The following is a 26,863-nucleotide window of genomic DNA, read 5'->3' on the forward strand; positions in this document are numbered from 1 at the left end:
GACCGGCGTCGATCTGGTGAGGAGATGTTAGACGGCAGACATTCAAAAGCAGATACGTTTCGATTAACTGGCGGGAATCCGACCGTGCCGGAACCCGGCTGGGCGGGTCCGCTCGTGCCGATTGCGCCCCGTTGGCGCGTTCTGCCGCTTCGTGCACAAGCCGGATCGGCAGGTCGTCGGCGGGCTGGGGCGCTGGGCTGGGGCGCGCTGGTTCCGGGCTAGTTCCGGGGTTGCGCCGGGCTGGGGCCGGGGCTGGTTGATCAACTCCAGGTTGCCGATATCGGGGTATCCGGGTCGGGCTGACACCCCGATATCGGCGAAACGGAGTCGATCATGCCCAGCCCGGTCGGCCCGGTCGGCCCGGTCGGTCCGGGACTTGCGGGCCGGTCGGGGTTGTAGGGGCTGGGGCGGGTCGGGGGCTTGCGGCCTGGACGGGCCCGGGGACGTGCGGGCAGGGTGGGCCGGGCCGTACAGGCTGGAGCGGGTCGGGGCGGGCGGGGGTGGGTGGGGTGGGGCTCAGGTGGTGGAGGTGGTGGCGAAGGCGGCGTCCAGGATGTCCAGGGCCCGGGACAACTCACCGTCGGAGATCACCAACGGGGGCAGGAACCGCAGCACGTTGCCGTAGGTGCCGCAGGTCAGGGTGAGCAGGCCGGCGGCGTGACAGGCCGCCGACACCGCCGCCGCGGCGGCCGGATCGGGGGTCAGGGTGCCCGGTCGGACCAGCTCCACCGCCAGCATCGCGCCCCGGCCGCGTACCTCGGCCACCCGGGCGTCCCCGGCGGCGACCGCGTGCAGCCGGGGCCACATGGTCGCCCAGATCCGCCGGGCCGCGGCGGCCAGGTCCTGCTCCCGCATGATCTCGATGCTGGCCAGCGCCGCCGCGCAGGCGACCGGGTTGCCGCCGTACGTGCCGCCCAGGCCGCCGACGTGCACCGCGTCCATCAGCTCCGCCCGGCCGGTCACCGCGGCCAACGGCAACCCACCGGCGATGCCCTTCGCCGTGGTGACCAGGTCCGGCTGCACGCCCTCGTGCTCGCAGGCGAACCAGTCCCCGGTCCGGCAGAAGCCCGTCTGGATCTCGTCGGCCACGAACACCACCCCGGCCGCCGTCGCCCACTCCCGCAACGCGGGCAGGAAACCCCCGGCCGGTACGACGAAGCCGCCCTCGCCCTGGATCGGCTCGATCAGCAGCGCGGCCACGTTCTCCGCGCCGACCTGCTTCTCCACCAGCTCGATCGCCCGCGCCGCCGCGTCCGGGCCGGACAGGCCACCGTCGCGCAACGGGTACGACATCGGCACCCGGTACACCTCACCGGCGAACGGCCCGAACCGGTGCTTGTACGGCATGTTCTTCGCGGTCAACGCCATGGTCAGGTTGGTCCGGCCGTGGTACGCGTGCTCGAAGACCACCACCGCCGGTCGCCCGGTCGCGTGCCGGGCGATCTTGACGGCGTTCTCCACCGCCTCCGCGCCCGAGTTCAGCAGGATCGAGCGCTTCTCGAAGCGGCCCGGGGTGAGCGCGTTCAGCTCCTCGCAGACCGTCACGTACGACTCGTACGGGGCCACCATGAAGCAGGTGTGGGTGAAGCGTTCCACCTGCTCGCGGACCGCCGCCACCACCCGGGGCGCGGCGTGCCCGACGTTGGTCACCGCGATGCCGGCGGCGAAGTCCAGCCACTGCCGACCGTCCACGTCGGTGATCGTCGCCCCGGACGCACGGTCCACGTACGACGGCACCACGCTCCCCACACCCCGCGCCACCGCCGCGGTACGGCGCTTGTGCAGCTCCGTCGAGTCGGCCACGGCTCAGCCCTCGATGTTGTGCATGACGTGCTTGATCCGGGTGTAGTCCTCCAGGCTGTACGCCGACAGGTCCTTGCCGTGCCCGGAATGCTTGAAGCCGCCGTGCGGCATCTCGGCCACCAGCGGGATGTGCGTGTTCACCCAGACGCAGCCGAAATCCAGCCGGCGGGTCATCCGCATCGCCCGGCCGTGGTCCCGGGTCCACACCGAGGCGGACAGGCCGTACTCGACGCCGTTCGCCCAGCGCACCGCCGCGTCCTCGTCGTCGAAGCGCTGCACCGTGATCACCGGCCCGAACACCTCGTCCTGGATGATCTCGTCGGCCTGCCGGACGCCGGACACCACCGTCGGGGCGTAGAAGAAACCCCGGTCACCGACCTGCCCGCCACCCGTCTGCACGGTCGCGTGGTCGGGCAGCCGGTCCACGAACCCGCGTACCCGGGCCAACTGGTTCACGTTGTTCAGCGGGCCGTACAGCACGTCCGCCTCGTCCGGGCCACCCGTCCGGGTTCCCCGCGCCTGCTCGGTCAACGCGGCCACGAAGTCGTCGTGCACCCGTGGCCCGGCCAGCACCCGGGTCGCCGCCGTGCAGTCCTGCCCGGCGTTGAAGTACCCGCCCAGCGCGATCGCCTCGGCAGCCGCCGCCACGTCCGCGTCGTCGAACACCACCACCGGGGCCTTGCCGCCCAGCTCCAGGTGGGTGCGCTTCAGGTCCGGCGCGGCAGCCGCCGCCACCTCCATGCCGGCCCGGGTCGACCCGGTGATCGACACGAGCTGCGGCGTCGGATGCGCGACCAGGGCCCGGCCGGTGTCCCGGTCCCCGCAGACCACGTTCAACACCCCGGGCGGGAGGAACTCGGCGGCGATCTCGGCCAGCAGCAGCGTCGAGACCGGAGTGGTGTCCGACGGCTTGAGCACCACCGTGTTGCCGGCCGCCAACGCCGGGGCGATCTTCCAGACCGCCATCATCAGCGGATAGTTCCACGGGGTGACCTGGGCACACACCCCGATCGGCTCGCGCCGCACGTACGAGGTGTGCCCGGCCAGGTACTCGCCGGCCGACCGGCCCTCCAACAGCCGGGCCGCCCCGGCGAAGAACCGGAGCTGGTCCACCGCCGGCGGCAGTTCCTCGTCGGCGGTCAACTGGCGCGGCTTGCCGGTGTTGCGGACCTCCGCGTCGACCAGCTCCGCCGCCCGCGACTCCACCGCGTCGGCCAGCTTCAGCAGGGCCCGCTGCCGCTCCGCCGGGGTGGTGTCCCGCCAGCTCTCGAAGGCGGTCGCGGCGGCGGACATCGCCCGGTCCACGTCCGCCGCGCCCGAGACCGGGGCCTGCGCGAACACCTCACCCGTACACGGGTCGAACAGGTCGGCGTACCCGCCGTCGACCGGGTCGACGTACGCGCCGTCGACGAAGTTGCGCAGCCTCTGCTGATCACTCATGGGAAGTCTCCGAGGGTGCTGGTGAGGGGAACGTCCGCTGGCTGGTCGGATGGGATCAGGGCTGCGGCGGTAATCGCAACCTTCCTGCCATCTTCGCCACCGAATCCGAGGCAGACAAGGGATGCGGCGACTGTTTCCGTGAAGGTAACCGTCCTCTAGGCTCGCCGTGTGCAGCCAACTGCCTTCTTTGTCGCCGGTCGTCCCGTCCACGGCGACGGTGAGCTGACCGTGCACCACCCGTACGACGGCCGGACGGTGGGGCGTACCACTCACGCCACGCCCGAGCAGGTCGAAGCGGCCGTCGCGGCAGCCGCCGGGGTGGCCGCGGAGGCCGCGGCCCTGCCCGCGCACGTCCGGGCGGCGGCCCTGGACCATGTCTCCCGCCGGCTCGCCGAGCGGGCCGAGGAGATCGCCCGGCTGATCACCGCCGAGAACGGCAAACCGGTCAAATGGGCGCGAGCCGAGGTCGGTCGGGCCGTCTCCACCTTCCGCTGGGCCGCCGAGGAGGCCCGCCGGTTCACCGGCGACCTGCAACGCCTCGACACCGACCCCACCGCCACCGGCCGGATCGCCCTGGTCCGCCGGGTGCCGCGCGGCCCGGTGCTCGGCATCACCCCGTTCAACTTCCCGCTCAACCTGGTCGCCCACAAGGTCGCCCCGGCGCTGGCCGTGGGAACGCCGATCATCGTCAAGCCGGCCCCGGCCACCCCGCTGACGGCGCTGCTACTCGGCGAGATCCTCGCCGAGACCGGGCTGCCCGACGGGATGTTCTCGGTGCTGCCGATCCCCAACGAACGCGCCGCCGACCTGGTCGCCGACCCCCGGCTGCCGGTGGTGTCGTTCACCGGTTCCGGCCCGGTCGGCGCGGCCATCCGCCGGGCGGTACCGGACAAGCACGTCACCCTGGAACTCGGCGGCAACGCGGCGGCGGTCGTCTGCGAGGACTGGAACACCGACGAGGACCTCACCTTCGCCGCGCACCGCATCGCCACCTTCGCCAACTACCAGGCCGGCCAGTCCTGCATCGCCGTGCAGCGGGTCTACGTGCACGAATGGCTCTACGACGCGTTCCTGCCGAGGCTCGTCGCCGCCGTCGAGGAACTCCGTACCGGTGACCCGTCCGACGAGCTGACCGACGTCGGCCCGCTGATCTCCGCAGAGGCCGCCGAACGGGTCGAGGCGTGGGTCGACGAGGCGGTCGTCGCCGGGGCCACCATCGAGGTCGGTGGCCGCCGCGACGGCACCAGCTACCCGCCGACCGTACTGACCGGGGTGCCCGCCGACGCGAAGGTCAACGCCGAAGAGGTGTTCGGGCCGGTGCTGGTCCTCACCCGGGTCGAGCACGACCGGGCCGCGTTCACCGCCGTCAACGACTCCGCGTACGGACTCCAGGCCGGTGTCTTCACCCACCGCGTCGACGTCGCCTTCGCCGCCGCCCGGACCCTGGAGGTCGGTGGGGTGATCGTCGGGGACGTGCCGTCGTACCGGGCCGACCAGATGCCGTACGGCGGGGTCAAGGGGAGCGGAGTGGGCCGTGAGGGCGTCCGCAGCGCCATGGACGACTACACCGAGCCGAGGGTCCTGGTCCTCACCGGCGTCCAGCTGTAGCCGGGCCCGTTCCCCGGACGGTCACCAGGTGCCGTCGTCGCGTACCCGGGCGGGTGCCCGTCCGAGCAGGAGGGTGGTGAGGGCGGTGTCGATGTCCGGCCCGAGGAACCATTCGCCGGCCTGGTCGAGGGCGAAGATGCGGCCGTGTTCGTCGACGGCGAGGATGCTGTCCTGCCGTTCGGTGCCGATCGGGAACAGCCGTACGCCCAGCACCGCCCCGAAGTCGGCGAGACTGGCGGCAGTGTGCGCCGCCAGCAACGGATCTACTTGGAAACGTGACACCCAGGTTCTCTCACCCGGACCGCGTCGCCCGCTGGACAGGCCCGGAAAGGCGGTCAGCGCCTGAAGCGCGGCCGGAAAGCGTAGATGCTCGTCGCCACCTGCCACTGCACCGCAGGTCTCGTCAATAGCAGCCTCTGCCAGTAACTCGTCACCGGGCTCTGGACGCCAGCCGGCTGCTACGAGGGAGTGGGCCACCTCTGGTGGGAATCGGTCGGGGTGCGGGGCGGGCTGGGGGCCGGGCCGCCATTCCTCGACGTAGGCGAGGTCGGCCCAGGGGAGTAGGCGGAGACGGACCAGCGCGGTGACACAGGAGTCGCAGGGACGGTCGGCGGGTCCGCCCGCCGGATCACCTGGCTCACGTACCCGGAAAGTCTCCAGCCGGGCGGTCTCCAGTAGTGCCAGGTACTCCTGGAAGTCCAGTGGTGGCTGGCCGGCCGAAGCCCGCTGGAAATCCTGGTCGTGCAGGGCGTCGGAGACGACGATCAGTTCGGCGTGGCGTTCTCCGCCGCGGACGAGGCGGCCCGGGGGGAGGTTATCCAGGTAGCTCTGGACGAGGGGGTGGTGATGGAGTTCTGTCTCGCCCTTCGCGCCCTGGGCCACGTACGTCCGGCCCTGGAGGGTGAGGTGCGCGGCGGTGCCGGGCGTCGGCAGCCGGTGGATCTCACGGAGCAGGTGGGTGGCCGGGTCGACGGTACGGGGCGCCCGTTGCTGTGGGCGGCGTTGCCGGTACGTCTGGGCGATGATCTCGGCGGGGAGTCGTGGCCAGTGGGTGATGTCGCCGGTCTCGCGGTCGACCACGGTGTTGGGTAGGTCCCCGGGAGTGGTCGTGACGTCGCCGGCCACCCCGGACCAGATCACGTATCCGAGGTCGAACTCCTCGACCATCGGGACGCATTCACGACCCAGGCGCTGTGCGTCGCGCCGTGCCCAGACGGTGGCGAGTTGCTCGGCCTGCTGACGGTCGATCACGGCCTGACGTTACCGAACCCCCACGGAGTCACGGTGTCCCGGTATGGTCTGGCCTACCGACGGTGACGGGGAGGCGGCGTTGGCGGAAAGCGTGGACCGGACGGCCAACCGCGCGCTGCGGGCGCGGTTCGACGAGGTGTACGGCCAGTACCAGCAGCTGCGGTCCGGACTGGACGAACTCCAGACCCGGCTGGCTGAACTCCGGGTCACCGAGCGTTCCGACGACGGCCAGGTGACGGCGACCGTCGGTGCCCGGGGCCAACTGATCTCCGTGGAGCTGCAACCGTCGGTGTACCAGAACCGGGACGCGCAGGCACTGAGCCGCAAGATCACCAAGACGGTCCAGAAGGCCACCGAGGCGGCGATGGCCGCCACGCAGAAGCTCGTCGCCGGCTACCTGCCCGCCAACTCGGGCTCGATGGACTTCGTCCGGACCGGTGACTTCGGTGCCCTGCTCCGTCGGGCCGACGCCGTCATGGGACACGGAGGTGCACGACGTGACTGACGGTCAGCTCTGGCTCGACCCGGAGCGGGCCCGGCGGGGCGGCACGGACCTGTCGCTCGCCGGCCGCGCCGTGAAGGCGAAGCGGGACGGCCTCGGTGCGGAGATCGCGGCGGCGAGCGCGCAGAAGCCGTGGGGCAAGGACGATATCGGTGCCGCGTTCGAGAAGACGTACCGGGGTTTCGAGGCGACGCTGCTGCGCGCCTGGGACGGCCTCGGTCGCCACATCGAGGGGCTCGGCGCGGACGTGGTCCAGTCGGTGAAGGCCAACGTGGAGACCGACGCCGCCAATGCCGGTCGCCTCAACCGGGTGAGCAACCAGCGTCGGCACGATGTGCCCTGACCGGTCAGGGGAGCCGGTGTGACCGTACTGCCCAGCCCGATCCCCCACCCCCTCGACTTCTGTCCCTGGCAGTTGCCGGGTTGGGTGTACGAGGCGCTCGACTGGGTGGTGGGCGTCGAGTGGCCGGAGGGTAACGAGAAAGCCGTCTGGGATCTGGCCGACCAGTGGTACAGCGTGGCCGCGACCCTGGCCGGTCCGCGCGCCGACGCCGTCGCCGCCGCCGGTCAGGTGCGCAGCGGGTACGGAGCGGTCGGGGCTGTCGCGGAGGCGTTCGACACCGCCTGGAAGAAGGTCGCCGAGGGGGACGAGGCTCCGTTGCCGCTGTTGCTCGCGGTCAGTACCGACCTCGGCCAGCTGGTCGAGGAGTGCGGTTGCGACATCGAGGGCGCCAAACTCGAGGTCTGGATCGAGCTGGGCATCCTGGTGGTCGAGCTGCTGGCGATGACGGTGGCGGTGGTGCTCACCGCCGGGGCGGCGTCCCCGGCGGCGGCTGCCGCGATCACCGCGACAAGGCTCATCGTCCAGCAGATCTTCCGGAAGCTCGTCGCCCAGCTCGCCCGCAAGTCCCTCAAGGCGGGAATGAAGGAGGCCACCGAACGGGCGGCAAAGCAGGTCACCAGGGACGGGCTGCGGGGTCTGGGTCGTAACGCGCTGCGCGGCGGGCTGCTCGAAGCGGCCGAGGAGGGCGGGGTGAACCTCGCTGTCCAGGGCTACCAGAACACCACCGGCCGGCGTGACGGTCTCGATCTCGCCGAGATGAGCACGTCCACGGTCGGTGGCTTCGCCGGTGGCGCTGCGGCCCCACTCGCCGGCCTCGGCATGAACGCCACCAGCCGGGGCGGGCGGATCGCCGAGCACTTCGGCCGGGGGATGGGCGGGGAGGTGATCGCCGAGCAGGCGGCCAGTCTGGCGACCGGAGGCGGGTTCATCGGACTGGAGGACGCTGCCCGGGCTGCCGCTTCGGGCACCACCGGCTCGGCGGTCACCCAGGCCGACGCGGCGCTACAGGCCCGGCTCGACGGTCGACTGAGCACCCTGGCCGGTACGCCCCTGCCCCCGCCACCGGCCCCACCCGTCGACACCGGACCACCACCGACGCCGGTGGCCGACCCGTTGACCCCCGCCGTCGCTCAACAGCGGACCGTGTCCGACCTCGGTGGCACCGGCGGCGACCACGGTGCATCGGTGGCGAGAACCTCGGGTGTGGACACCTCCTCGGGCCTGCCAGCGGTCGAGTCGCGGACGTACGGCACCGTCGAGTCCTCCGATCCGATGCAACGACGGGTGGAGGAGGTTCTGACAGGTCCGGTTTCGCCCGAACCGGTCGCGGTCACCGCCCGGACCCCCGACGTGGTGTCACCTCCGTCGGTAGTCACACCGGTGACGCCGGCACCAACCCTGTCGGCAATCACCGTGGACCCGGCGCTGGCCGCGACGCCGGTAACCCCGGCACCCGTGGACGTGACTCAGGCCACCGGCACGTCATCGACCGCTCCGGCGGTCGCCACCACGGCCCCGCAGACCGTGACGAGTGCTGCCGCGCCGAGCGTCGGACCGGGACCCGCTCCGAGCGTCACTCCCGGCCCGGGACCGTCGGCGTCGCCCGGACCCGCACCGACGGTCGCCACGACGCCAACCCTGACCACCACCCCCGGACCGACGGTCACCCCCAACACGGCCGCGACAGCCGGTACGACCTCGACCCCCGCTACGCCGTCACCTCAGCCAGTTCAGCAGGTCGGGACCGGCGGGGCGGCCCGGACGACGATGCCGGCTCGGCCCGACACCTCGCCGACCGACGACCGAGCCACTCCCCGGCTCGTCAACGACCTGTCGCTGCTGGAGGTGCTGGCACCGAAGACCCGGTCGAAGTCCGATGCCACGCCGCCCCCGCCCCCCGGAGCCGCAGCCGTCGGACGAGCCGGTTGTCAGGAGCAAGGAGTGGTACGACCGTGAGTGGGCCAAGGATCGGGAAGCCCTGGAACGACGCCGCTACCAGGGCTACTACACCGCCCAGCGCGCCTGGTTCGAAGAGAACACAAGAACCGACGAAGCAACTCGGCTCAGGCAACGGGCGCAGAATCACGAGGCGCGGGCACGCCGATGGGCGATCAAGGCACACGAATTCAAGCGAGCGGGTAACCGCGATATGGCCGAGTGGTGCCAGCGGATCTCTAATCGTGAGCTGCGTGATTCCTTCCGCGAGCAGGATCACGCGGAGGCGATCCTGGATGGACGGATCAAGCCTGCACTTGTCGAGGTCACCTCTGAGGCTGCCTTCGAGCGGATCAACGATGACGTGGCGGACCTGGCGGTCGGGGGTGTCGGTACCGGTGACCGGTCGGCTCTGACCGGGAACGATGATCCGCCCGCGTGTGACCGGAGTCGTCCGTACGGGCAGCGGGGTGGATTGCGTCCTCCGTTGGCGTTGCATCAGACGGACCTGGAACAGCAGATGCCCCGTGAGGCCGACGGCACGGTCACCCGGACCGCGGACCCTCGCCGGGGACGCTGGTTCTCCCTGGTCAACGATGGTGGGCCGAGTGCTGACGCGACGCGTTCCATCAACTGTCTGGACTGCACGCTGTCGTTGTACGAGACGTGGACGCACGGCCGGCCGAGGGTGTCGGCGCCCCGGACGTTCGACGGCTACCTCCACGGCGACGTCAACCGGCCCGTCAACGGTGAGACCGGTGGCCCGGGACGCGTCGAACGGGTCACCGGCGGCACCTACCAGCGGCTGGCCGCCGCGACCGGTACCCCGGCCGCCGCGCGTGCGCAGGTGATGGCCGGTTACGGAGATCTGCACCGGCATCTGCTGTCCGCCGGTCACGGTAGTTTCGCGTTCATCGTCAACACCTGGGAGGGCGGTGGCGCGCACGCCTGGGTCGCCGTCAACCAGAACGGCACCGTCCTCTACCTCGACCCGCAACTGACGATCGTGTCGGACCGGCCCCCGTACGCCCACCGTGGGGTACCCCACCCGGGCAACGTCACCGGCCTGGAAGCCCTCATCGTCGGCCCCGACGGCACACCCATGCCCCTGCCCGACCGCGAACCCGGCGACTTCAGCGAACGCCCACCACACCCGAACCCGGCCCAGCCGGAGGCCGGGAACGGCGATCCCCACCGCAGGCCGGTGGGCCTACCCGACGCTCCCGGTCAGACCCCGGACAGCCCACCCGAGCCGGCTGCTGAACCCGAAGAACCGAAACCGGACGACGTGCGCGCCGCACGGGACCGGGCCCACCAGGAACGCGTCACCACCGGAACCGACCTCCCGATGGTCATCCGGGCGGCGTCCGATATCGACGGGTTGTTCACCGCCGGTGTCACCCCTATCGAAGCCGCCACCGCACTGGACCCGACGGACCTGCGTCGTCTCGTCCCGCAGCTTGACGAACCAGCGGCACACGACCTGACCCGCCTGCTCGCCGAGCCCCGTGTCCGGCAGATGCTCCACCACACCTGGCACACCCCACCCCGCGACGAGCCCATGCTCGCCGAAACCCTCATCCGGCAACTCACCCAGCGACCCGACCTGGTCCGCATGATCCTGGCGACCCCGGAACTCCTGACCTCACTCACCGCCCGCCCCCTCACCCTGCACCACCTCGCCACACACCAACAGGCCATCGACGTCCTCGGCTCCGTCCTCGACGACATCACCCAACGCGGCCCCGACACCGTCGCCGCCGAACCGGTACCACCACCGGCACCCACCCCATTGACGGCAGACCAGGTGGCGATCAGCGCCGCCATCACGACTTCGAGAACACCCGCCCGCCAGCCCGGCTTCGACATGCGGCGACGCGACGACCCGGATTACCGGCGGAGGTATCTGGATGATCTGTATGCGGCAGCGGCACAGGCTCAGCAGGAACTGAACGCACTGACTCTCCGACTCGCCGGCGACGGACCCCAACGCACCGGCAAACCCGACTGGCGTAAACAGCCCAAGGACCGGCAACGCGCGGAAGACAAGGTCACCAAGTACGGTGGCGACGTCTCCCGACTACGGGACCTCGCCGGCGCCAAGATCGAGTTCCAGACGATCGACGACATCTACCGCGCTCTGGCCCGGCTGCACAACGAGGAAGGCATTCAGATCGTCGAGTTCGACGACCGTTTTCGGTCGCCGCAGGACAGCGGCTACCGGGACATCCAACTCCAGTTGCGGATGCCCGACGGACATATCGCGGAGTTTCGGCTCCACCTCGCCGCGCTCGACGAGGTCGCCCACTGGGAACATTCGTTGTTCGAGGTGCGGCGGGATCTCGATGCTCTCGTTCGGGAGCAGCGCCGCGTGTTGTCCCCCATGGAGAAGGCGATCCGGGACAGTATCCTCCGACGTGAGCAAGGATTCTTCTGGCAGGCATTGTCAGGCACGCTGAAGGGAAGCCAGCAATGAACCCCACCCCAGGTTTGGTGCTGCCCGGCTACTACCGCTATTACGGGACACCCGTCAAGTTGGTGGAAACGCCGGAGGGCGGGATCCGGGGATGGAAGGTCTCCATGGATCACGGAGGCTGGGAGAAAGCCAACGGCATCATCGACGAGATCCTCTTCGCGAGAGGCGGCGAGATTTACTCGCATTCCCCCGAGGAATTCGTGCAGGTGGTCGAGGGCTACCGGGCGCACTACCTCACCGGCGAAGGGCCGATCTTCGCCCTGTACGAGACGGTCAACGCGATCGCCGCTGCGGAGGAACGGGAGCGCCGGTACCTGACCGCGAAGGAGATCGCGCTGTTGGACGGTATCCGGCGGAAGACGTTCGTCATGTTCGAGGAGCAGCTTCAGCGGCAGGGCGACCCGGGCGCGGATCCGTCGGTAGGTCAGGCTCAGGGGTGACCGGCCCCGTACCGGACGGGTCCTGGCCCGGTGGTCGATCAGATGATCTTGTGGGTGTACTCCTCGGCGAGTGGGGCGAGGTCAGGTTCGCCGTACCGCTCCAGTAGGGCGGTGAAAGCGGCCACCTTGTCGGCGCCGAAGCGCCGTACGCCGGACAGATAGGTGTCGGCCGACACGAACACCGGCGGTGTCGTCTTGCTGTGGAACTTGTCGGCGTACATCACCAGCCGTTCCTCCTCGGTCTCGGCCAGGTAGTCGCCGGGCGGCAACGGAAGCCGCTGGCGGACGATGTCGTCGCGGGTCAGACCCATGCCGGTGTGACACGAGCAGAACCGGCGGAGCACCTCCGGGAACCCGAGGGTCCGGAGCAGTTCGTGCCCCAGCAGCCCGTGACGGATGTAGTTCCGCTGGTCGAGGGTGCCGGTGGGGCTGTACAGGCGGTAGACGCCGATGTCGTGCAGCAGGCCGCCGGCCCGGACGAGCGCGACGTCGAGCGAGTGTTCCCGGCCGGCCAGGAGTTGTTCGGCGATCCGGGCCACGATCTCGCAGTGGGTGTGGACGAGAGCGAAGGCTTCGGCGGTCGGCGCGAACCGTTCGTGCAGCGCCCGGATCTGGCTGTCGGTGGGAATCCCGAGGCCGCTCATCGGGGCTCCTGTCCGTGTCGGAGGGACGTACCTGGCGCAGTGTCCCAGGTGCCGCCGTCGACGGCCAGCGGCCCGGTTCGCGCCCGGGGAAAGGCCGTGCGCCGCCCGCGACGGGCTTCCGGCAAGCCGGTGGCCAGCGGAAATCCGGCCAACACGCCCCATCGGACACCTGGTCACGGCACCTGTCGCCCGTAGCGTTGACCTTCGTTCACCGGCACCAGCCGGTCTGGTCGTGGGAGCGGCGGATGCCGGGCACACCCCTGTTCCCCGAACAGTCGTGGGCACCCCCCGGGGGCCGACGGGCGACGGAGACGGCCGGAAGGGCGGGTGGAGATGAGCGTTCTGCGCCCAGGCGACGAGAAGTACCACTACAGCGACGGCTCGCACCGCTGGATCCCGCCGGATCCGGACTACGACCAGGCGGTCTGGGACGAGCAGGTACGGCAGCATCAACGCCGTCACCTGGCGGGTGAGCTGCCGCAGGCCGTCGTCTCGGCCCGCCGGTCGACGGAGTTCCGGGACGTGGTGCCGGACTGACTCCGGAATGCCTACCGAACTAGGGTCGTCCGGTGGAGATCGGTGGACGTGGCGACGACGGGGACGAACGGCGGGTGGACGGGCGGCTGACGGCGGTGCTGTCCGCGCAGCCGACGAGCGTCGCGGAGGCGTTGCGCGTACAGGATCTGCTGCGACCGTTGGCGGACCTGGTCGGGCCGGGTCCGGTCGCGCCCGCGACGGTGGCCGGCCTCGACGTCGCGTACGCGGAGGGTGGCGACCGGCTCGCGGCGGCGGTGACCGTACTGGACACCCGGACCCTGCGGGTCGTCGACCAGGCGGTGGCGACGGGCCGCCCGGCGTTCGACTACGTGCCCGGCCTGTTCGCCTTCCGGGAGTTGCCGGCGCTGCTGGCCGCCCTGGACCGGCTGACCACCCGCCCGGAGGTGCTGGTCTGCGACGGGCACGGGCTGGCCCACCCGCGCCGGTTCGGGCTGGCCTGCCACCTGGGCGTACGCACCGACCTGCCGGCGATCGGGGTGGGCAAGACCCCGCTGGTGGGGGTCTGGGAACCGCCGGGCGAGCGGCGCGGCGCGTGGTCACCGCTGGTGGACGGTACGGAGACGGTGGGGCGGGTGCTGCGTACCCAGGACGGGGTGAAGCCGGTGTTCGTCTCGGTGGGACACCGGATGAGCCTGGCGAACGCGACGGAGCTGGTGCTGGCGCTGGCGTCGCGGTACCGCCTGCCGGAGACCACCCGGACCGCCGACCGACTGTGCCGGGCCACCCTGACCGGTGCTTCCCCGGCTGCCCGGGGGTAACGCTCGACACCTGCCGAGCTGCGACGACAGGAGCGGATCGGACTTCGGTAGTAGCCTGACGGCCGGACCCCACCCGGGGAGAAAAACGGCGAGGTGATCATGACGGTACGTCGGGGAGTGGCGCGGCTGGTGGTGGTCGGTGCGCTGCTGGGCGGCGTGTCGGTCGTCGGCGCGACGCCGGCGCTGGCCGACGGGGACACGGTCCGGGTGCGCGCGAGCGGCACCTTCACCGCCGGTGGTTCGCCCGGGTCGGTCTCGGTGGAGGTGCGCCGGCGTACCGAGGGTTGCGTGCTGCTCCGTACCGGGCTGCGGATCCGGCTGGAGGGGGTACGCGCCGACCAGGTCGAGGCGCAGGTGTCGGTGGACGGCCAGTGGTGGCCGGTCCCGGTCTCCGCCGGCGACGTGCTCACCACCCAGCGGACCTCGCCGGCCAATCCGACCCTCTGCAAGGGTAAGAGTGTCACCGTCAGGTACCGGCTGGCCTTCCTGCCCGGGGCGCCCGCCGGACGGCTGACCGTCGCGGGGGAGGCGGTGACCGCGACCGGCCAGCTGATCGGCCGCAACGCGGACACGTCCCAGGTCAAGGCGGGCCGGAACGCGAGCCCCAGCCCGACTCCCACGAAGAAGCCGACCCCGACCCCGAGCCCGGAGGTCACCGAGGAGCCGGCCGCCGGGGACCCGGCGATCGGCCCGACGCTGGCCGCGGTGGGTTCCGGCGGCGGGCAGGCGGCCGAGGAGGCCGGCTCCGGGGGCGGCCTCTCGATGGTGATGGTCTTCGGGGTGGGCCTGGTCGTGGTGGGGCTCGGCCTGATCGTCCTGCTGTTCCGCCGGTCCCGGGCCGACCGCCGGGACGACACCGACTCGTCGTTCGCCGGTCCGCCGGAGATCCCGCTGCCCCGGAACCCGGGCGGCACCACCTACCGGTCGGGAGGCGGCCAGCCGGGTGCCGGGCCGCCGGCCGGCTACCCGGTGCCGGGGACCCAGGCGGGCTACCCGGGGACGCCGGCCCGCGGCACGGTCTATCCGTCCGGTTCGGGTGCCGGCGCGCAGCCGCCCGGCGCGGGCTATCCGTCCGGTACGGGCTATCCGCCGGGTGCCGCCACCGGCGGGCAGCCGCCCGGCACCGGCTATGCCGGCGGTGGGCATCCCGCCCCGGGGCAGCTGCCGCCGTCCGGCACGGTCTACCCGTCCACCGGGCGTCCCGGTACGCCACCACCGCCGGAAGCCGCCGGCGGCGGGGACTCGACGACCGTGATGCCTCGCCTACCCGAGTAGAAGGCGAGACCTCCGATACGCTCAGTGTCGTTGACGACCTGCGGCAAGGGAGCGAAACCGGTGTCTGATCTGTCCCAGATCGTGAAGGCGTACGACGTCCGTGGGACGGTGCCGGACCAGTGGGACGAACGGGTCGCCGAAGCCCTCGGCGCGTCCTTCACGCACCTGCTGAACACCACCGACGAGCCCGGTGACCAGGTGGTCGTCGGGTACGACATGCGGGCCAGTTCGCCCGGCCTGGCCGCCGCGTTCGCCGCCGGGGTGCGCGCCGAGGGGCGTTCCGTGGTGGAGATCGGTCTCGCGTCCACCGACATGCTCTACTACGCCTCCGGCGCGCTCGGCCTGCCCGGCGCGATGTTCACCGCCAGTCACAACCCGGCCCAGTACAACGGCATCAAGATGTGCCGGGCGGGGGCCCGCCCGATCGGGCAGGACACCGGCCTGGCCGAGATCCGGGAACGCGCGCAGGCGCTGCTGGACAAGGGTGAGTCGGCCCCGCCGGACGCGCCGGCCGCCCCGGTCGAGCGGCGTGACCTGCGGCCCGAGTACGCGGCCCACCTGCGTGGCCTGGTCGACCTGCGCGGCATTCGGCCGTTGAAGGTGGTGGTGGACGCCGGCAACGGGATGGGCGGACACACCGTGCCGAGTGTGCTCGGCGACGCCGTCCTGCCGGCCCTGCCGCTGGAGATCGTCCCGCTCTACTTCGAACTGGACGGCAGCTTCCCCAACCACGAGGCGAACCCGCTCGACCCGGCGAACCTGGTGGACCTGCAGAAGGCGGTCGTCGCGCACGGCGCGGACGTGGGGCTGGCCTTCGACGGGGACGCCGACCGCTGCTTCGCCGTGGACGAGCGGGGCGAGCCGGTCTCCCCGTCCGCGATCACCGCCCTGGTGGCCGCCCGCGAGCTGGCCAAGCAGCCGGGCGCGACGGTGATCCACGGCCTGATCACCTCCCGCGCCGTTCCGGAGATCATCCGCGAGCACGGCGGCAACCCGGTGGTGGCCCGGGTCGGGCACTCCTTCATCAAGGCCGAGATGGCCCGGACCAACGCGATCTTCGGCGGGGAGCACTCGGCGCACTACTACTTCCGGGACTTCTGGTTCGCCGACACCGGCATGCTCGCCGCCATGCACCTGCTGGCCGCCCTCGGCGGGCAGGACCGCCCGCTGTCCGAGCTGGCCGGCGCGTACGAGCGCTACGTCGCGTCCGGTGAGATCAACTCCACGGTCGCCGACCAGGCCGCGAAGGTCGCCGAGGTGCGCGCCGCCTACCCGGACGCCGAGGTCGACACGATGGACGGCCTCACCCTGCGCTTTCCCGACGGGTCCTGGTTCAACCTGCGCGCCTCGAACACCGAGCCGTTGCTGCGGCTCAACGTCGAGGCACCCACCCGGGAGCGGATGGTCTCCCTCCGTGACGAGGTGCTCGACCGGGTTCGCCGATAAGATCGCGTGCGCCGGTCGGTCGGACCGATCGGTGAAACCACATACGTGGAAGGAGCCGCGCCGTGGCCCTGGATCCGCAGTTGCTGGAGATCCTCGCCTGTCCGGACACGCACCACGCCCCGCTCGACTACGACCCGCAGGCCCAGACCCTCACCTGCACCGAGTGCCACCGCATCTTCGAGGTGCGCGACGACGTGCCGGTGCTGCTGCTGGACGAGGCCCGCCCGGGGCGGCCGTCGTGATGGAGGGTACGGCCGGCGTCAGCGGTCGCCGTGACGCCGACGAGGCACTGCTCGACAACCCGGACGCGCTCGCCGAGCAGGACCCGGGCGGCATGCTCCGGCACACCGCCAACGCCGGGGCCCAGGTCCGCGAGACCGCCGCCCTGGCCGCCGAGGCCAACCTCCAGGTGCTCGCCGACGAGGGGCGGCCCCGGGCGGTGGTGATCGCCGGCATCGGTACCGCGGGCCGGACCGGGGACGTGCTCGCCACGGTCGCCGGGCCGCGCTGCCCGGTACCGGTGATCCCGCACCGCAGCGCCGGGGTGCCCGGCTGGGTGGGCGCGGCGGACGTGGTGATCGCGGTCAGCGCCTCCGGTCGCAGCCCGGAGGCGCTCGGCGCGGCCGAGGCGGCCCACCGCCGGGGCGCCCGGCTGGTCGCGGTCGGGGCCCCGGACTCGCAGCTCCAGTCGGTGGCCGAGCGGGCCCGTGCCCCGTTCATCCCGGTGCCCCGTCGGGCCCCGGCGCGGGCCAGCCTCTGGGCGCTCACCGTGCCGGTCCTGCTCGCCGCCCGTACGCTCGGCCTGGTGAAGGTGAACGAGGCCGATCTGGCCGAGACGGCGGCCCGGCTCGACGCCGACGCCGACCGGTGCCGGCCGACCGCCGAGTCCTTCGTCAACCCGGCGAAGTCCCTGGCGCTCGGCCTGGCCGGTTCGATCCCGATCGTCTGGGGTTCGTCCCCGCTGGCGACCGTGGCGGCCCGCCGGTTCGGCGACACCCTCTCGGCGAACGCCCGCTACCCGGTGGTCGCCGGGGCGCTCGGTGAGGCCGGTCGGGGCCGGGTCGGCCTGCTCGACGGGGTCTTCGGCGGGCTGGTCGAGTCGGCGCGGGACATCTTCGCCGACCCGGACGACGAGTCCGACGGCACCACCCGGCTGCGGGTGGTGCTGCTGCGCGACGGTGGGCTCAACGCCGACGACGACTCCGACGAGCCGCTCGCGGTCGAGGAGCGTCGGGCGGACGCGGTGCAGACCCTCGCCGAGCGGCGTGGGGTCCGCTGCGACGTGGTGACCGCCGAGGGCGGTTCCGCGCTGGAGCGGCTCGCCTCGCTGGTCGCCGTCCCGGACTTCGCCTCGATCTACCTCGCCCTGGCACACGGCCTGGACCCGATGGCGGTACCCGCCGTCTCAGAGATGAAGGAGCTGGCGAACCAGTGACCGAGTGGACCCCCCGGCCCGGCAGGACACTGCCGTGCGCCGCCACCACCCTCGCCGGAGCGACGGCGTGAGCGCCGGTGGCGGCACCAAGGCGATCGTCGCCGCCCTGTTGGCGAACGTCGGCATCGCGGTGACCAAGTTCGTCGCGTTCCTGCTGACCGGATCGTCGTCGATGCTGGCCGAGTCGATCCACTCGGTCGCCGACTCCGGCAACCAGGGTCTGCTGCTGCTGGGGGGTCGCCGGGCCAAGCGCAGGGCCACCCCGCAGCACCCCTTCGGGTACGGCCGGGAGCGCTACGTCTACGCGTTCATCGTGTCGATCGTGCTGTTCAGCCTCGGTGGGCTCTTCGCGCTCTACGAGGCGTACCACAAGTGGCACGATCCGCACGGGATCGACAGCTGGCAGTGGGTGCCGGTGACCGTGCTGGTGGCGGCGATCATCATGGAGTCGTTCTCCTTCCGGACCGCGATCGTGGAGTCCAACCACGTCCGGGGCAAGGCCAGCTGGGTGCAGTTCGTCCGGCGGGCCAAGGCCCCGGAGTTGCCGGTGGTGCTCCTGGAGGACCTCGGCGCGCTGGTCGGCCTGGTGCTCGCGCTGCTCGGGGTCGGGATGACCCTGATCACCGGCAACGGTGAGTGGGACGCGGCCGGTACGGCGGCGATCGGTGTCCTGCTGGTGGTCATCGCGGTCATCCTGGCCATCGAGACCAAGAGCCTGCTGCTCGGTGAGGGCGCCGAGGCACAGGACGTGGCCGCGATCGAGAAGGCGATCAACGAGGGTGGCGAGGTCGAGCGGATCATCCACATGAAGACCCTCTACCTCGGCCCGGAGGAACTGCTGGTGGCGGCCAAGATCGCGGTACCACCGTGGGAGACGGCCGACGACCTGGCCCAGGGCATCAACGCGGTGGAGTCGCGGATCCGGGCGGCGGTGCCGGTAGCCCGGGTGATCTACCTGGAACCGGACATCTACTCGGTGGCCGCCGCGCAGGCCGGCAGCAGCAGTGCCGTACAGGCGGGTGACAGCGGTGCCGGGCAGGCGGGTGACAGCGGTGCCGTGTCGGCCGGCAGCGGTACCGCGGCGACGGCGGCACCGGCGGCCGCGACCGGCGACGGGCAGGCCGGGCACTGAGCATGGAGCTGCTGCACGGGCCGATCCGGGACTACGCATGGGGGTCCCGGTCGGCCCTCGCCGAACTCCAGGGCCGACCGGCGCCCAGCGCGGGCCCGGAGGCGGAGCTGTGGCTGGGCGCCCACCCGGGTGCCCCGGCCGAGGTGGACCGGGACGGCGGCCGGGTGAGCCTGCTCGACCTGCTCGACGCCGATCCCGGGCACTGGCTCGGCGCGGAGGTGCTCGACCGGTTCGGCCCCCGGCTGCCGTTCCTGCTCAAGGTGCTGGCCGCGGACGCGCCGCTGAGTCTCCAGGCGCACCCGGACGCGGAGCAGGCCCGCGCCGGGTACGCCGCGGAGCAGGCCAGCGCCGTGACCGGCGCGGAGCAGGCCAGTGCCGTGACCGGCGCGGAGCAGGCCAGCGCCGGGTACGGCGGCGACCAGGCCCGGGTCGCCGGGCCGCGCAACTACGTCGACCCGTACCACAAGCCCGAGCTGCTGGTGGCGTTGACGCCGTTCGACGCGCTGTGCGGTTTCCGGGATCCGGCGGCCTCGGCGCGGGCGTTGGCCGGGTTCGGCGTACCGGCGTTGGCTCCGGTGGTGGCGGCGCTGCGGACCGGTGTGTCCGGGCTGCGGGAGGCGGTCCGTCTTCTGCTGGCCTGGCCTACCCGGGAGCGGGCCGGGCTGATCGGTGCGGTGCTGGCCGGGGCGACCGCCGGTCCGGACGCGGAGCTGGTCCGCGAGCTGGCCGCCCGCTACCCGGAGGACCCCGGGGTGCTGGTGGCGGTGCTGCTGCACCACGTCCGGCTGGCGCCCGGTGAGGCGATCTGGATGCCCGCCGGCAACCTGCACGCCTACCTGCGGGGCACCGGCGTGGAGTTGATGGCGGCGAGCGACAACGTGCTGCGCTGCGGGCTGACGCCGAAGCGCGTGGACGCCGCCGAGCTGTTGCGCGTGCTGCGGTTCGAGGTGCTCGACGATCCGCTGGTCGCCCCCGAGCCGGTCGGGCCCGCCGTGGTGACCTGGCGGGTGCCGATCGACGATTTCGTGCTCTATCGAGTGGCCGTGGAGCGGGCCGATCCGCCGGTGCGGCTGCCGTTGCCGGGCCCTCGGGTGATCCTCTGCACGGCCGGGACGCTCACCGTGCGCGACGATGCCGGTGCGGTGACGCTGGGCCGGGGTCAGGCGGCGATCGGTGCGGCCGGGACGGGCGCGCTGGTGGTCGCCGGCACCGGTGAGGCGTACGTGGCAGGGGCTGGCCTGCGCTGATCCCTGCCGGTGGACGTGTTTCCGGCCACCCGCACCCTCGGGTGAAACACCAGTATTCGGGCGCAACACGCATGACGGAAATTACGGAAATGCTTGACGGTGGTGGGCTGTCGGTGTGAGCCTATGGGTACGCACCGTTATCGCGACGCAGGTCGGAGTACGGGCGGGGAACCAAACCGGGGGGATGCGCGGGGCGGCCGATGCTGGACGGATTCTCCGTCTACGCTCGACCGCCCCGCGCGCTGGCTCGCGTAAGGTGGAGAGCCGCCCAGGAATCCCGTTCCGACAGGAGCTTTCATGACCAGCACCCTCCCGGCGTCCGCGAGCAGCGCGCCGTCCGAGGCCCGGCCGCGCACCCTCGCGGAGGGCGACTTCAAGGTGGCGGATCTGTCGCTCGCCGAGTTCGGGCGCAAGGAGATCCGGCTCGCCGAGCACGAGATGCCCGGCCTGATGGCGATCCGCCGCGAGTTCGCCGACGCGCAGCCGCTGCGGGGCGCGCGGATCACCGGCTCGCTGCACATGACCATCCAGACGGCGGTCCTGATCGAGACGCTGGTCGCGCTGGGCGCGGAGGTCCGCTGGGCGTCCTGCAACATCTTCTCCACCCAGGACCACGCCGCGGCGGCTGTCGTGGTCGGCCCGGACGGCACCCCCGACGCCCCGGCCGGGGTCCCGGTGTACGCCTGGAAGGGCGAGACCCTCGAGGAGTACTGGTGGTGCACCGAGCAGGTGCTGGCCTGGCCGGACGGCCACGGGCCGAACATGATCCTCGACGACGGCGGTGACGCCACCCTGCTCGTCCACAAGGGTGTCGAGTTCGAGAAGGCCGGCGCGGTGCCGCCGGTCGAGTCCGCCGACTCCGAGGAGTTCGCGGTCATCCTGGGGGTGCTGCACCGCTCGCTCGCCGAGGACGGTCAGCGCTGGACCCGGATCGCGGCCGGCATCAAGGGCGTGACCGAGGAGACCACCACCGGCGTGCACCGGCTGTACGAGATGCACCGCGACGGCAAGCTCCTCTTCCCGGCCATCAACGTCAACGACTCGGTGACCAAGAGCAAGTTCGACAACAAGTACGGCTGCCGGCACTCGCTGATCGACGGCATCAACCGGGCCACCGACGTGCTGATCGGCGGCAAGATGGCCGTGGTGCTCGGCTACGGCGACGTCGGCAAGGGCTGCGCCGAGTCGCTGCGCGGCCAGGGCGCCCGGGTCGTGGTGACCGAGGTCGACCCGATCTGCGCCCTCCAGGCGGCGATGGACGGCTACCAGGTCGCCACCCTCGACGACGTGGTGGAGCAGGCGGACATCTTCATCACCGCCACCGGCTGCTTCGACGTGATCACCAACGAGCACATGGCCCGGATGAAGCACCAGGCCATCGTGGGCAACATCGGTCACTTCGACAACGAGATCGACATGGCCGGCCTGGCCAAGCGGTCGGACGTCACCCGGGAGAACATCAAGCCGCAGGTCGACGTGTGGCGCTTCGACGACGGCCACGCCATCATCGTGCTCTCCGAGGGCCGGCTGCTGAACCTGGGCAACGCCACCGGGCACCCGAGCTTCGTGATGTCGAACTCGTTCGCCAACCAGACCATCGCCCAGATCGAGCTGTACACCAAGACCGACGAGTACCCGGTCGGCGTGTACGTGCTCCCCAAGCACCTGGACGAGAAGGTGGCCCGGCTGCACCTGGACGCGCTCGGCGCGAAGCTGAGCACGCTGACCAAGGAGCAGGCGGCGTACCTCGGCGTCTCGCCGGAGGGCCCGTTCAAGCCGGAGCACTACCGCTACTGAGCACCGTCCGACGCGACCGGGCCGGCTGGGTGACCAGCCGGCCCGGTTCCGTCCCGTCCAGGGCCGGTCGTCCGGTTCCGGCCCCGAAGCGCGGAACGGTCCGGCGGGGTCGTGGTCAGTCCCGGTCGCGTCGCAGGCCGACCCGGATCCAGGTCCAGACGCACCACACCAGCCAGCCGATCGACACCGCCGCCGCCAGCGTGCGCATCCGCAGCGCGCCGAGCAGCAGTACGACCGCGAGCACGGCCAACCACGGGCCGAAGGTCCGCATACCGGTCCTCTTCCTGGACCGTCCGGGTGGGCGGCGCGGCCGGTGGACCGCTCCGCACCCGGTGGGTCCGAACGCTGCTGATCGGGGCAGTTCTGTGGCAAGCTTGCCGGCGCGGAACGCCGCACCGGTGACACCGGTCCCACGATGACGAACGGGGATGGAAATATTAATCCCATGAGAGCACGGGTACTGGTGGTCGACGACGATCCTGCGCTGGCGGAGATGCTCGGCATCGTGCTGCGCAGCGAGGGGTTCCAGCCCTCCTTCGTCGCCGACGGGGAGCGCGCCCTGGCCGCCTTCCGGGAGAACCGGCCCGACATCGTCCTGCTCGACCTGATGCTGCCCGGGATGAGCGGCATCGACGTGGCCCGTGCGATCCGGGGCGAGTCGGGTGTGCCGATCGTCATGCTGACCGCCAAGAGCGACACCGTCGACGTGGTGCTCGGGCTGGAGTCCGGCGCGGACGACTACGTCGTCAAGCCGTTCAAGCCGAAGGAACTGGTCGCCCGGATGCGGGCCCGGCTGCGTCGGGGTGAGGACTCCGCGCCGGAGATGCTGACCATCGGCCCGCCGGACAACCAGATCACCATCGACGTGCCGGCGCACACGGTGAGTCGCAACGGCGAGGAGGTCAAGCTCACCCCGCTGGAGTTCGACCTGCTGGTCGCGCTGGCCCGCAAGCCGCGTCAGGTCTTCACCCGCGAGGTGCTGCTGGAGCAGGTCTGGGGGTACCGGCACGCCGCCGACACCCGGCTGGTGAACGTGCACGTGCAGCGGCTGCGTGCCAAGATCGAACCGGATCCGGAGCGGCCGGAAATCATCCTCACCGTGCGGGGCGTGGGCTACAAGGCGGGGACCGGATAGCCTGGGGCGCACTGTGCGTGACTCCCCGACCTCCGCCGACCCGGCCGCCGTGCCCCACCGGTCCACCGCCGTGTGGGAGTTCTGGCACGCCCTGCTCAGGCGGGTGACGCAGCTGACCGCCGGCCTGCGGCGCACCTGGCGGCGGTCGCTCCAGGTGCGCGTGGTCACCATCACCCTGGTCACCTCCAGCCTGCTGGTCGGTGGCTTCGCCTACCTGATCGCCGACAAGATCACCGGCATCCTGCTGGAGAACGCCGAGACCGACGTGCTGCTCCGGCTCACCAGCGGGCGGGAGTACTCCGAGAAGCAGCTGCGGATCTTCCGGCAGCCGCAGGAGGCGAAGCTCCAGGAGACCCTCGACGGCACGGTGAACTACCTCGCCGGTGGCGGTGACCCGGCGCAGACCGGCGGCGTGGTGGTCGCCATCACCGTCGACGGGCACCAGGGTGTGCTCAGCCCGCGTACCTCGCCCAGCGTGCCCGACGTGAACCCGTTGATCAGCCCGGAACTACGCGCCGCCGTCGCCGACGGTCAGGTCGCGCACCAGATCCGTACCGGCCGGCTCACCGGAGGACGCACCACCTACCTGGCGTACGGCTCACCGGTGCCCACCCAGTTCGGCCAGGTCGAGCTGTACTACTTCGTACCGCTGAACCGGCAGGCCGAGACGGCGGGTGACGCGCGGGCCACCGTGGTCGCCACCGGGGTCGCCCTGGTGCTCCTGCTCGGCCTGCTGGCCGCCCTGGTGACCCGGCTGGTGGTCAGCCCGGTCCGGGCGGCGGCCCGGACCGCCCAGCGTCTCTCCGCCGGGCTGCTCGACCAGCGGATGACGGTCAACGGCGAAGACGACCTGGCCCTGCTCGCCGCGTCGTTCAACCAGATGGCGACCAACCTCCAGCGGCAGATCCTCCGGCTGGAGGAGATGTCCCGGATCCAGCGCCGGTTCACCTCCGACGTGTCGCACGAGCTGCGTACCCCGCTCACCACGGTCCGGATGGCGGCCGACCTGATCTTCGCCGAGCGGGACGAGTTCGACCCGGCGGTGGCCCGTAGCGCCGAGCTGCTCCAGGCCGAGCTGGACCGGTTCGAGGAACTCCTCACCGACCTGCTGGAGATCAGCCGCTTCGACGCCGGGTTCGCCATGCTCGACGCCGAGCCGACCGACCTGGTGCCCGTGGTGCACCGGGTGGCCGACCGGCTGGGCAGCCTGGCCGAGCGGGTCGGCGTGCCCCTGGAGCTGGACGTGCCGGGCGTGCCGGTGATCGCCGAGGTGGATCCCCGCCGGGTGGAACGGGTGCTGCGCAACCTGGTCGGCAACGCCGTGGAGCACGGCGAGGGGCGGCCCGTCCGGATCACCCTCGGCGTGGACGAGACGGCGGTGGCGGTCACCGTGCGGGACCACGGCGTCGGGCTGAAACCGGGGGAGGAGAAGCTGGTGTTCAACCGGTTCTGGCGGGCCGACCCGTCCCGGGCCCGGCAGACCGGCGGCACCGGGCTGGGCCTGTCGATCAGCCTGGAGGACGCCCGGCTGCACGGTGGCTGGCTGGAGGCGTGGGGGGCACCCGGCCAGGGCGCCCAGTTCCGGTTGACCCTGCCGGCCCGGGCCGGGGACCGGCTGACCACCTCGCCGCTGCGGCTGGTCCCGGCCGACGCGAACCTGCCCTTCACCGGCCCCCGGGCCGGCGAGCTGCTGGCCATCGGGCCGGGCACCGGCGGTGCGCTGGCGGTCGGCCCGGCGGCCGACGGTCCGCTGGCCATCGGGCCCGCGCCGGGCGACGGTGACCGGGCCGAGGTGGGCAGGTGAACCGGCCCGCGCAGCGGCGGCTGCTGGCCGCGCTGGCCGTCGGCGCGCTGCTGGTCGGCGGGGCCACCGGATGCGGCATCCCGGAGTTCTCCGAGGTGCGGGTGGACGGCCCGGGGCCGGTCGGGGAGGCCGGTTCGATCAACGGCCGGCCCAGTGAGCCGCCCGCGCGGGGGGCCAGCGGCAGCGACTCCGCCGCCTTCATCCTGAACTACCTCTCCGCGCCGGCCGGTGAACCGAACCGGGCGTACACGCGGCTGCGGCAGTACATCGCCCCGGAGGACCGCGACCAGCTCCAGGAGAAGCAGGGCAGCGACTTCGCGGTCAACGTGGTCCGGCTGCTGAAGGACCCGGTGACCACGGTGAACCCGCAGGGCACCACGGGCGAGAAGGCCACCTTCTCGGTCCGGATCGAGGTGCAGCAGGTCGGGTTGCTGCGGGCCAACGGCACCCTCGCGGCCCCGGTGGCGACCGAGACGTTCTACGACGTCAAGCTACAGGCCGCCGCGGCGGCCGGCTCCGGCGACGAGGACGCCGGCTACTACGTGGTCGACCCGTCCAGCACGCTGCTCCTCAGCGACCAGGCCCTCCAGCAGTACTACGAGTCGTACCCGATCTACTTCTGGAACTCCGACCAGACCCGGCTGGTGCCGGACCAGCGCTACCTTCCGCTCGCGGTGCCCCGGGAACGCCGGGTCACCGAGGTGGTCGGCTGGCTCACCGACGGCCCGGCGGAGTGGCTGGCCCCCACGGTGACCCGGCTGCCCGACGGCACCCAGCTGATCAACAACGCCACCGAGACGGACGGCCGGTGGGAGATCGACGTCGCCATGCCGGGCGAGGACGGCGCGAAACTCGACCGGCTCGCCATCCAGCTCGCCTGGTCACTGCCGGACATCGACGGCCCACTCGACCTGAAGGTCCGCAACCAGGTCCGGCGGAGCCTGCCCAGCCTGGCCGAGCACCGGGGGCTGTTCGACGCGTACCTGGTCGAGGGGGCTCCGCAGCGGCTCTGCGTGTACGAGGGCGGGGTACGCCGGCTCGCCTTCGTCGGCGAGACCAGTGGGCCCGACCCGATCGACGCGGCGAGCAACCGGAACGTGGTGACCGCCGGGCTCAGCCGCAGCGGTGACGGGCTGCTCGCCGCGCTGGTGGTGACCGACGGCAAGCGGCAGCGGCTGGCGGTCGGAGCGGGCGAGGCCCCGGTCAGCGTCCAGGAACGCAGCGCCGCGTCGTACGCCTCGATCGGCCGCCCGGTCTGGTTGAAGACCCCGGTCGGCGGGCCGGCGCGCGGGTTGGTGGTGGTGGACGGGAAGCTGCACCGCTTCGACGCCCATGCCCAGCTCACCGAGGTTCCGCTGAGCCTGTCCGGGACGGTCACCGCCGTCGCCGTCGCGCTGGACGGGCACCGGATCGCGATGATCGTCGGTGGTGGGCTGTACGTGGCGGCGGTGAGCCTGGACGGCGGTGTGACCGCCGGCCCGGCCCGGGAGGTGCCGACCTCGCTGACCAGACTGTCGGCGGTGGACTGGTCCGGGGAGAACCGGCTGGTCCTGGCGGGTGTCAAGGGGCAGCCGGCGGTCTACGACATCAGCGTCGACGGAGCGGGCGCGGAGATCGCCCTGGCGACCGAGGTGGGCGCGACCGTCACCCACCTGACGGCCTACCCGAACAACCCGGTGGAGACCTTCGACCGCAGCCCGATCATGTACGAGGCGAACCGGGTGGCCTGGGCCGGCCCGATCCGACAGATCCAGCGGGAGGATGTCCAGAACCCGGCGGCCGGGGAGTCCGCGCCGGGCAACCCGACCGCGCCCTTCTTCCTCTTCTGATCCGC

The 26,863-nt window shown here is 71.9% G+C and carries 23 protein-coding genes; 18 read left to right on the forward strand and 5 right to left on the reverse strand.

Going from position 1 to position 26,863, the window contains the following annotated elements; genetic code table 11:
• Positions 1-516: 516 nt before the first annotated feature.
• Both gabT and PVK37_RS11495 read right to left on the reverse strand, forming a co-directional pair.
• Positions 517-1,803, reverse strand: a complete 1,287-nt coding sequence (gene gabT / locus PVK37_RS11490; RefSeq protein ID WP_275033843.1) for a 4-aminobutyrate--2-oxoglutarate transaminase — start codon at positions 1,801-1,803, stop codon at positions 517-519.
• Positions 1,804-1,806: 3 nt separating this feature from the next.
• Positions 1,807-3,243 carry a gamma-aminobutyraldehyde dehydrogenase gene (locus tag PVK37_RS11495; RefSeq protein ID WP_275033844.1) on the reverse strand — a complete coding sequence of 479 codons (1,437 nt, stop codon included), beginning with the start codon at positions 3,241-3,243 and terminating at the stop codon, positions 1,807-1,809.
• A 168-nt stretch (positions 3,244-3,411) separates the two neighbouring features.
• Here PVK37_RS11495 and PVK37_RS11500 point away from each other — a divergent pair, with 168 nt between their 5' ends.
• Positions 3,412-4,851, forward strand: coding sequence for an aldehyde dehydrogenase family protein (locus PVK37_RS11500; protein WP_275033845.1), 1,440 nt, complete (start codon positions 3,412-3,414; stop codon positions 4,849-4,851).
• Between the two features lie 21 nt (positions 4,852-4,872).
• On the opposite strand, the gene PVK37_RS11505 is transcribed toward PVK37_RS11500, so the two are convergent.
• Entirely contained in the window at positions 4,873-6,102 is a 1,230-nt protein-coding gene (locus tag PVK37_RS11505; protein ID WP_275033846.1) for an SUKH-3 domain-containing protein, read from the reverse strand.
• A 43-nt stretch (positions 6,103-6,145) separates the two neighbouring features.
• On the opposite strand from PVK37_RS11505, the gene PVK37_RS11510 reads away from it, so the two are divergent.
• The 5 genes from PVK37_RS11510 to PVK37_RS11530 are packed head-to-tail and all read left to right on the forward strand — an operon-like array spanning position 6,146 to position 11,798.
• The gene (locus tag PVK37_RS11510; protein WP_275033847.1) at positions 6,146-6,607 is read left to right on the forward strand and encodes a YbaB/EbfC family nucleoid-associated protein; all 462 of its coding nucleotides are present in this window, start codon (positions 6,146-6,148) and stop codon (positions 6,605-6,607) included.
• Positions 6,600-6,947 (forward strand): hypothetical protein, encoded by a 348-nt coding sequence (locus PVK37_RS11515; protein WP_275033848.1) that lies wholly within the window; start codon positions 6,600-6,602, stop codon positions 6,945-6,947. Before PVK37_RS11510 ends, PVK37_RS11515 begins: the two co-directional genes overlap by 8 nt.
• Before the next feature lie 18 nt (positions 6,948-6,965).
• On the forward strand, positions 6,966-8,903 hold the full coding sequence (locus tag PVK37_RS11520) for a WXG100-like domain-containing protein (RefSeq protein ID WP_275033849.1): 1,938 nt from the start codon (positions 6,966-6,968) through the stop codon (positions 8,901-8,903).
• Positions 8,824-11,358, forward strand: coding sequence for a toxin glutamine deamidase domain-containing protein (locus tag PVK37_RS11525; protein ID WP_275033850.1), 2,535 nt, complete (start codon positions 8,824-8,826; stop codon positions 11,356-11,358). Before PVK37_RS11520 ends, PVK37_RS11525 begins: the two co-directional genes overlap by 80 nt.
• Positions 11,355-11,798 (forward strand): hypothetical protein, encoded by a 444-nt coding sequence (locus PVK37_RS11530; RefSeq protein WP_275033851.1) that lies wholly within the window; start codon positions 11,355-11,357, stop codon positions 11,796-11,798. Before PVK37_RS11525 ends, PVK37_RS11530 begins: the two co-directional genes overlap by 4 nt.
• Before the next feature lie 38 nt (positions 11,799-11,836).
• On the opposite strand, the gene PVK37_RS11535 is transcribed toward PVK37_RS11530, so the two are convergent.
• Positions 11,837-12,442: an HDIG domain-containing metalloprotein gene (locus tag PVK37_RS11535; RefSeq protein WP_275033852.1), complete on the reverse strand. Its 606-nt coding sequence runs from the start codon at positions 12,440-12,442 to the stop codon at positions 11,837-11,839.
• A gap of 333 nt (positions 12,443-12,775) precedes the next feature.
• Between PVK37_RS11535 and PVK37_RS11540 the strand changes: the two genes are divergently transcribed.
• The 9 genes from PVK37_RS11540 (at position 12,776) to ahcY (ending at position 22,090) form a co-directional block, all read left to right on the forward strand.
• Positions 12,776-12,979 carry a hypothetical protein gene (locus PVK37_RS11540; protein WP_275033853.1) on the forward strand — a complete coding sequence of 68 codons (204 nt, stop codon included), beginning with the start codon at positions 12,776-12,778 and terminating at the stop codon, positions 12,977-12,979.
• Positions 12,980-13,077: 98 nt separating this feature from the next.
• Positions 13,078-13,758 carry a deoxyribonuclease V gene (gene nfi, locus PVK37_RS11545; protein ID WP_275035087.1) on the forward strand — a complete coding sequence of 227 codons (681 nt, stop codon included), beginning with the start codon at positions 13,078-13,080 and terminating at the stop codon, positions 13,756-13,758.
• 99 nt (positions 13,759-13,857) lie between these two features.
• The gene (locus tag PVK37_RS11550; RefSeq protein WP_275033854.1) at positions 13,858-15,033 is read left to right on the forward strand and encodes a hypothetical protein; all 1,176 of its coding nucleotides are present in this window, start codon (positions 13,858-13,860) and stop codon (positions 15,031-15,033) included.
• A 60-nt stretch (positions 15,034-15,093) separates the two neighbouring features.
• Entirely contained in the window at positions 15,094-16,479 is a 1,386-nt protein-coding gene (locus PVK37_RS11555; protein ID WP_275033855.1) for a phosphomannomutase/phosphoglucomutase, read from the forward strand.
• Between the two features lie 62 nt (positions 16,480-16,541).
• A complete protein-coding gene (locus PVK37_RS11560; RefSeq protein WP_275033856.1) occupies positions 16,542-16,721 on the forward strand; it encodes a Trm112 family protein in 180 nt (59 codons plus the stop codon).
• Positions 16,718-17,914 carry an SIS domain-containing protein gene (locus PVK37_RS11565; protein ID WP_275033857.1) on the forward strand — a complete coding sequence of 399 codons (1,197 nt, stop codon included), beginning with the start codon at positions 16,718-16,720 and terminating at the stop codon, positions 17,912-17,914. Before PVK37_RS11560 ends, PVK37_RS11565 begins: the two co-directional genes overlap by 4 nt.
• 67 nt (positions 17,915-17,981) lie before the next feature.
• Entirely contained in the window at positions 17,982-19,046 is a 1,065-nt protein-coding gene (locus tag PVK37_RS11570) for a cation diffusion facilitator family transporter (RefSeq protein ID WP_275033858.1), read from the forward strand.
• Positions 19,047-19,048: 2 nt separating this feature from the next.
• Complete coding sequence (gene manA / locus PVK37_RS11575; protein ID WP_275033859.1) at positions 19,049-20,293, forward strand: mannose-6-phosphate isomerase, class I; 1,245 nt, start codon at positions 19,049-19,051, stop codon at positions 20,291-20,293.
• Between the two features lie 297 nt (positions 20,294-20,590).
• Positions 20,591-22,090 (forward strand): adenosylhomocysteinase, encoded by a 1,500-nt coding sequence (gene ahcY / locus PVK37_RS11580; RefSeq protein WP_275033860.1) that lies wholly within the window; start codon positions 20,591-20,593, stop codon positions 22,088-22,090.
• Positions 22,091-22,205: 115 nt separating this feature from the next.
• Here ahcY and PVK37_RS11585 read toward each other — a convergent pair whose 3' ends face one another.
• Positions 22,206-22,361 (reverse strand): hypothetical protein, encoded by a 156-nt coding sequence (locus tag PVK37_RS11585; RefSeq protein WP_275033861.1) that lies wholly within the window; start codon positions 22,359-22,361, stop codon positions 22,206-22,208.
• A gap of 174 nt (positions 22,362-22,535) precedes the next feature.
• Here PVK37_RS11585 and mtrA point away from each other — a divergent pair, with 174 nt between their 5' ends.
• The 3 genes from mtrA to PVK37_RS11600 all read left to right on the forward strand — a co-directional run bounded on the left by mtrA (position 22,536) and on the right by PVK37_RS11600 (position 26,858).
• Complete coding sequence (gene mtrA, locus PVK37_RS11590) at positions 22,536-23,225, forward strand: MtrAB system response regulator MtrA (protein WP_275033862.1); 690 nt, start codon at positions 22,536-22,538, stop codon at positions 23,223-23,225.
• Positions 23,226-23,295: 70 nt separating this feature from the next.
• Positions 23,296-25,029 (forward strand): MtrAB system histidine kinase MtrB, encoded by a 1,734-nt coding sequence (gene mtrB / locus PVK37_RS11595; RefSeq protein WP_275035088.1) that lies wholly within the window; start codon positions 23,296-23,298, stop codon positions 25,027-25,029.
• On the forward strand, positions 25,026-26,858 hold the full coding sequence (locus tag PVK37_RS11600) for an LpqB family beta-propeller domain-containing protein (protein ID WP_275033863.1): 1,833 nt from the start codon (positions 25,026-25,028) through the stop codon (positions 26,856-26,858). The genes mtrB and PVK37_RS11600 overlap by 4 nt, the downstream gene beginning before the upstream one ends.
• Positions 26,859-26,863 lie beyond the last annotated feature (5 nt).

The sequence above is a fragment of the Micromonospora cathayae genome (assembly GCF_028993575.1).
Lineage (GTDB): Bacteria > Actinomycetota > Actinomycetes > Mycobacteriales > Micromonosporaceae > Micromonospora > Micromonospora cathayae.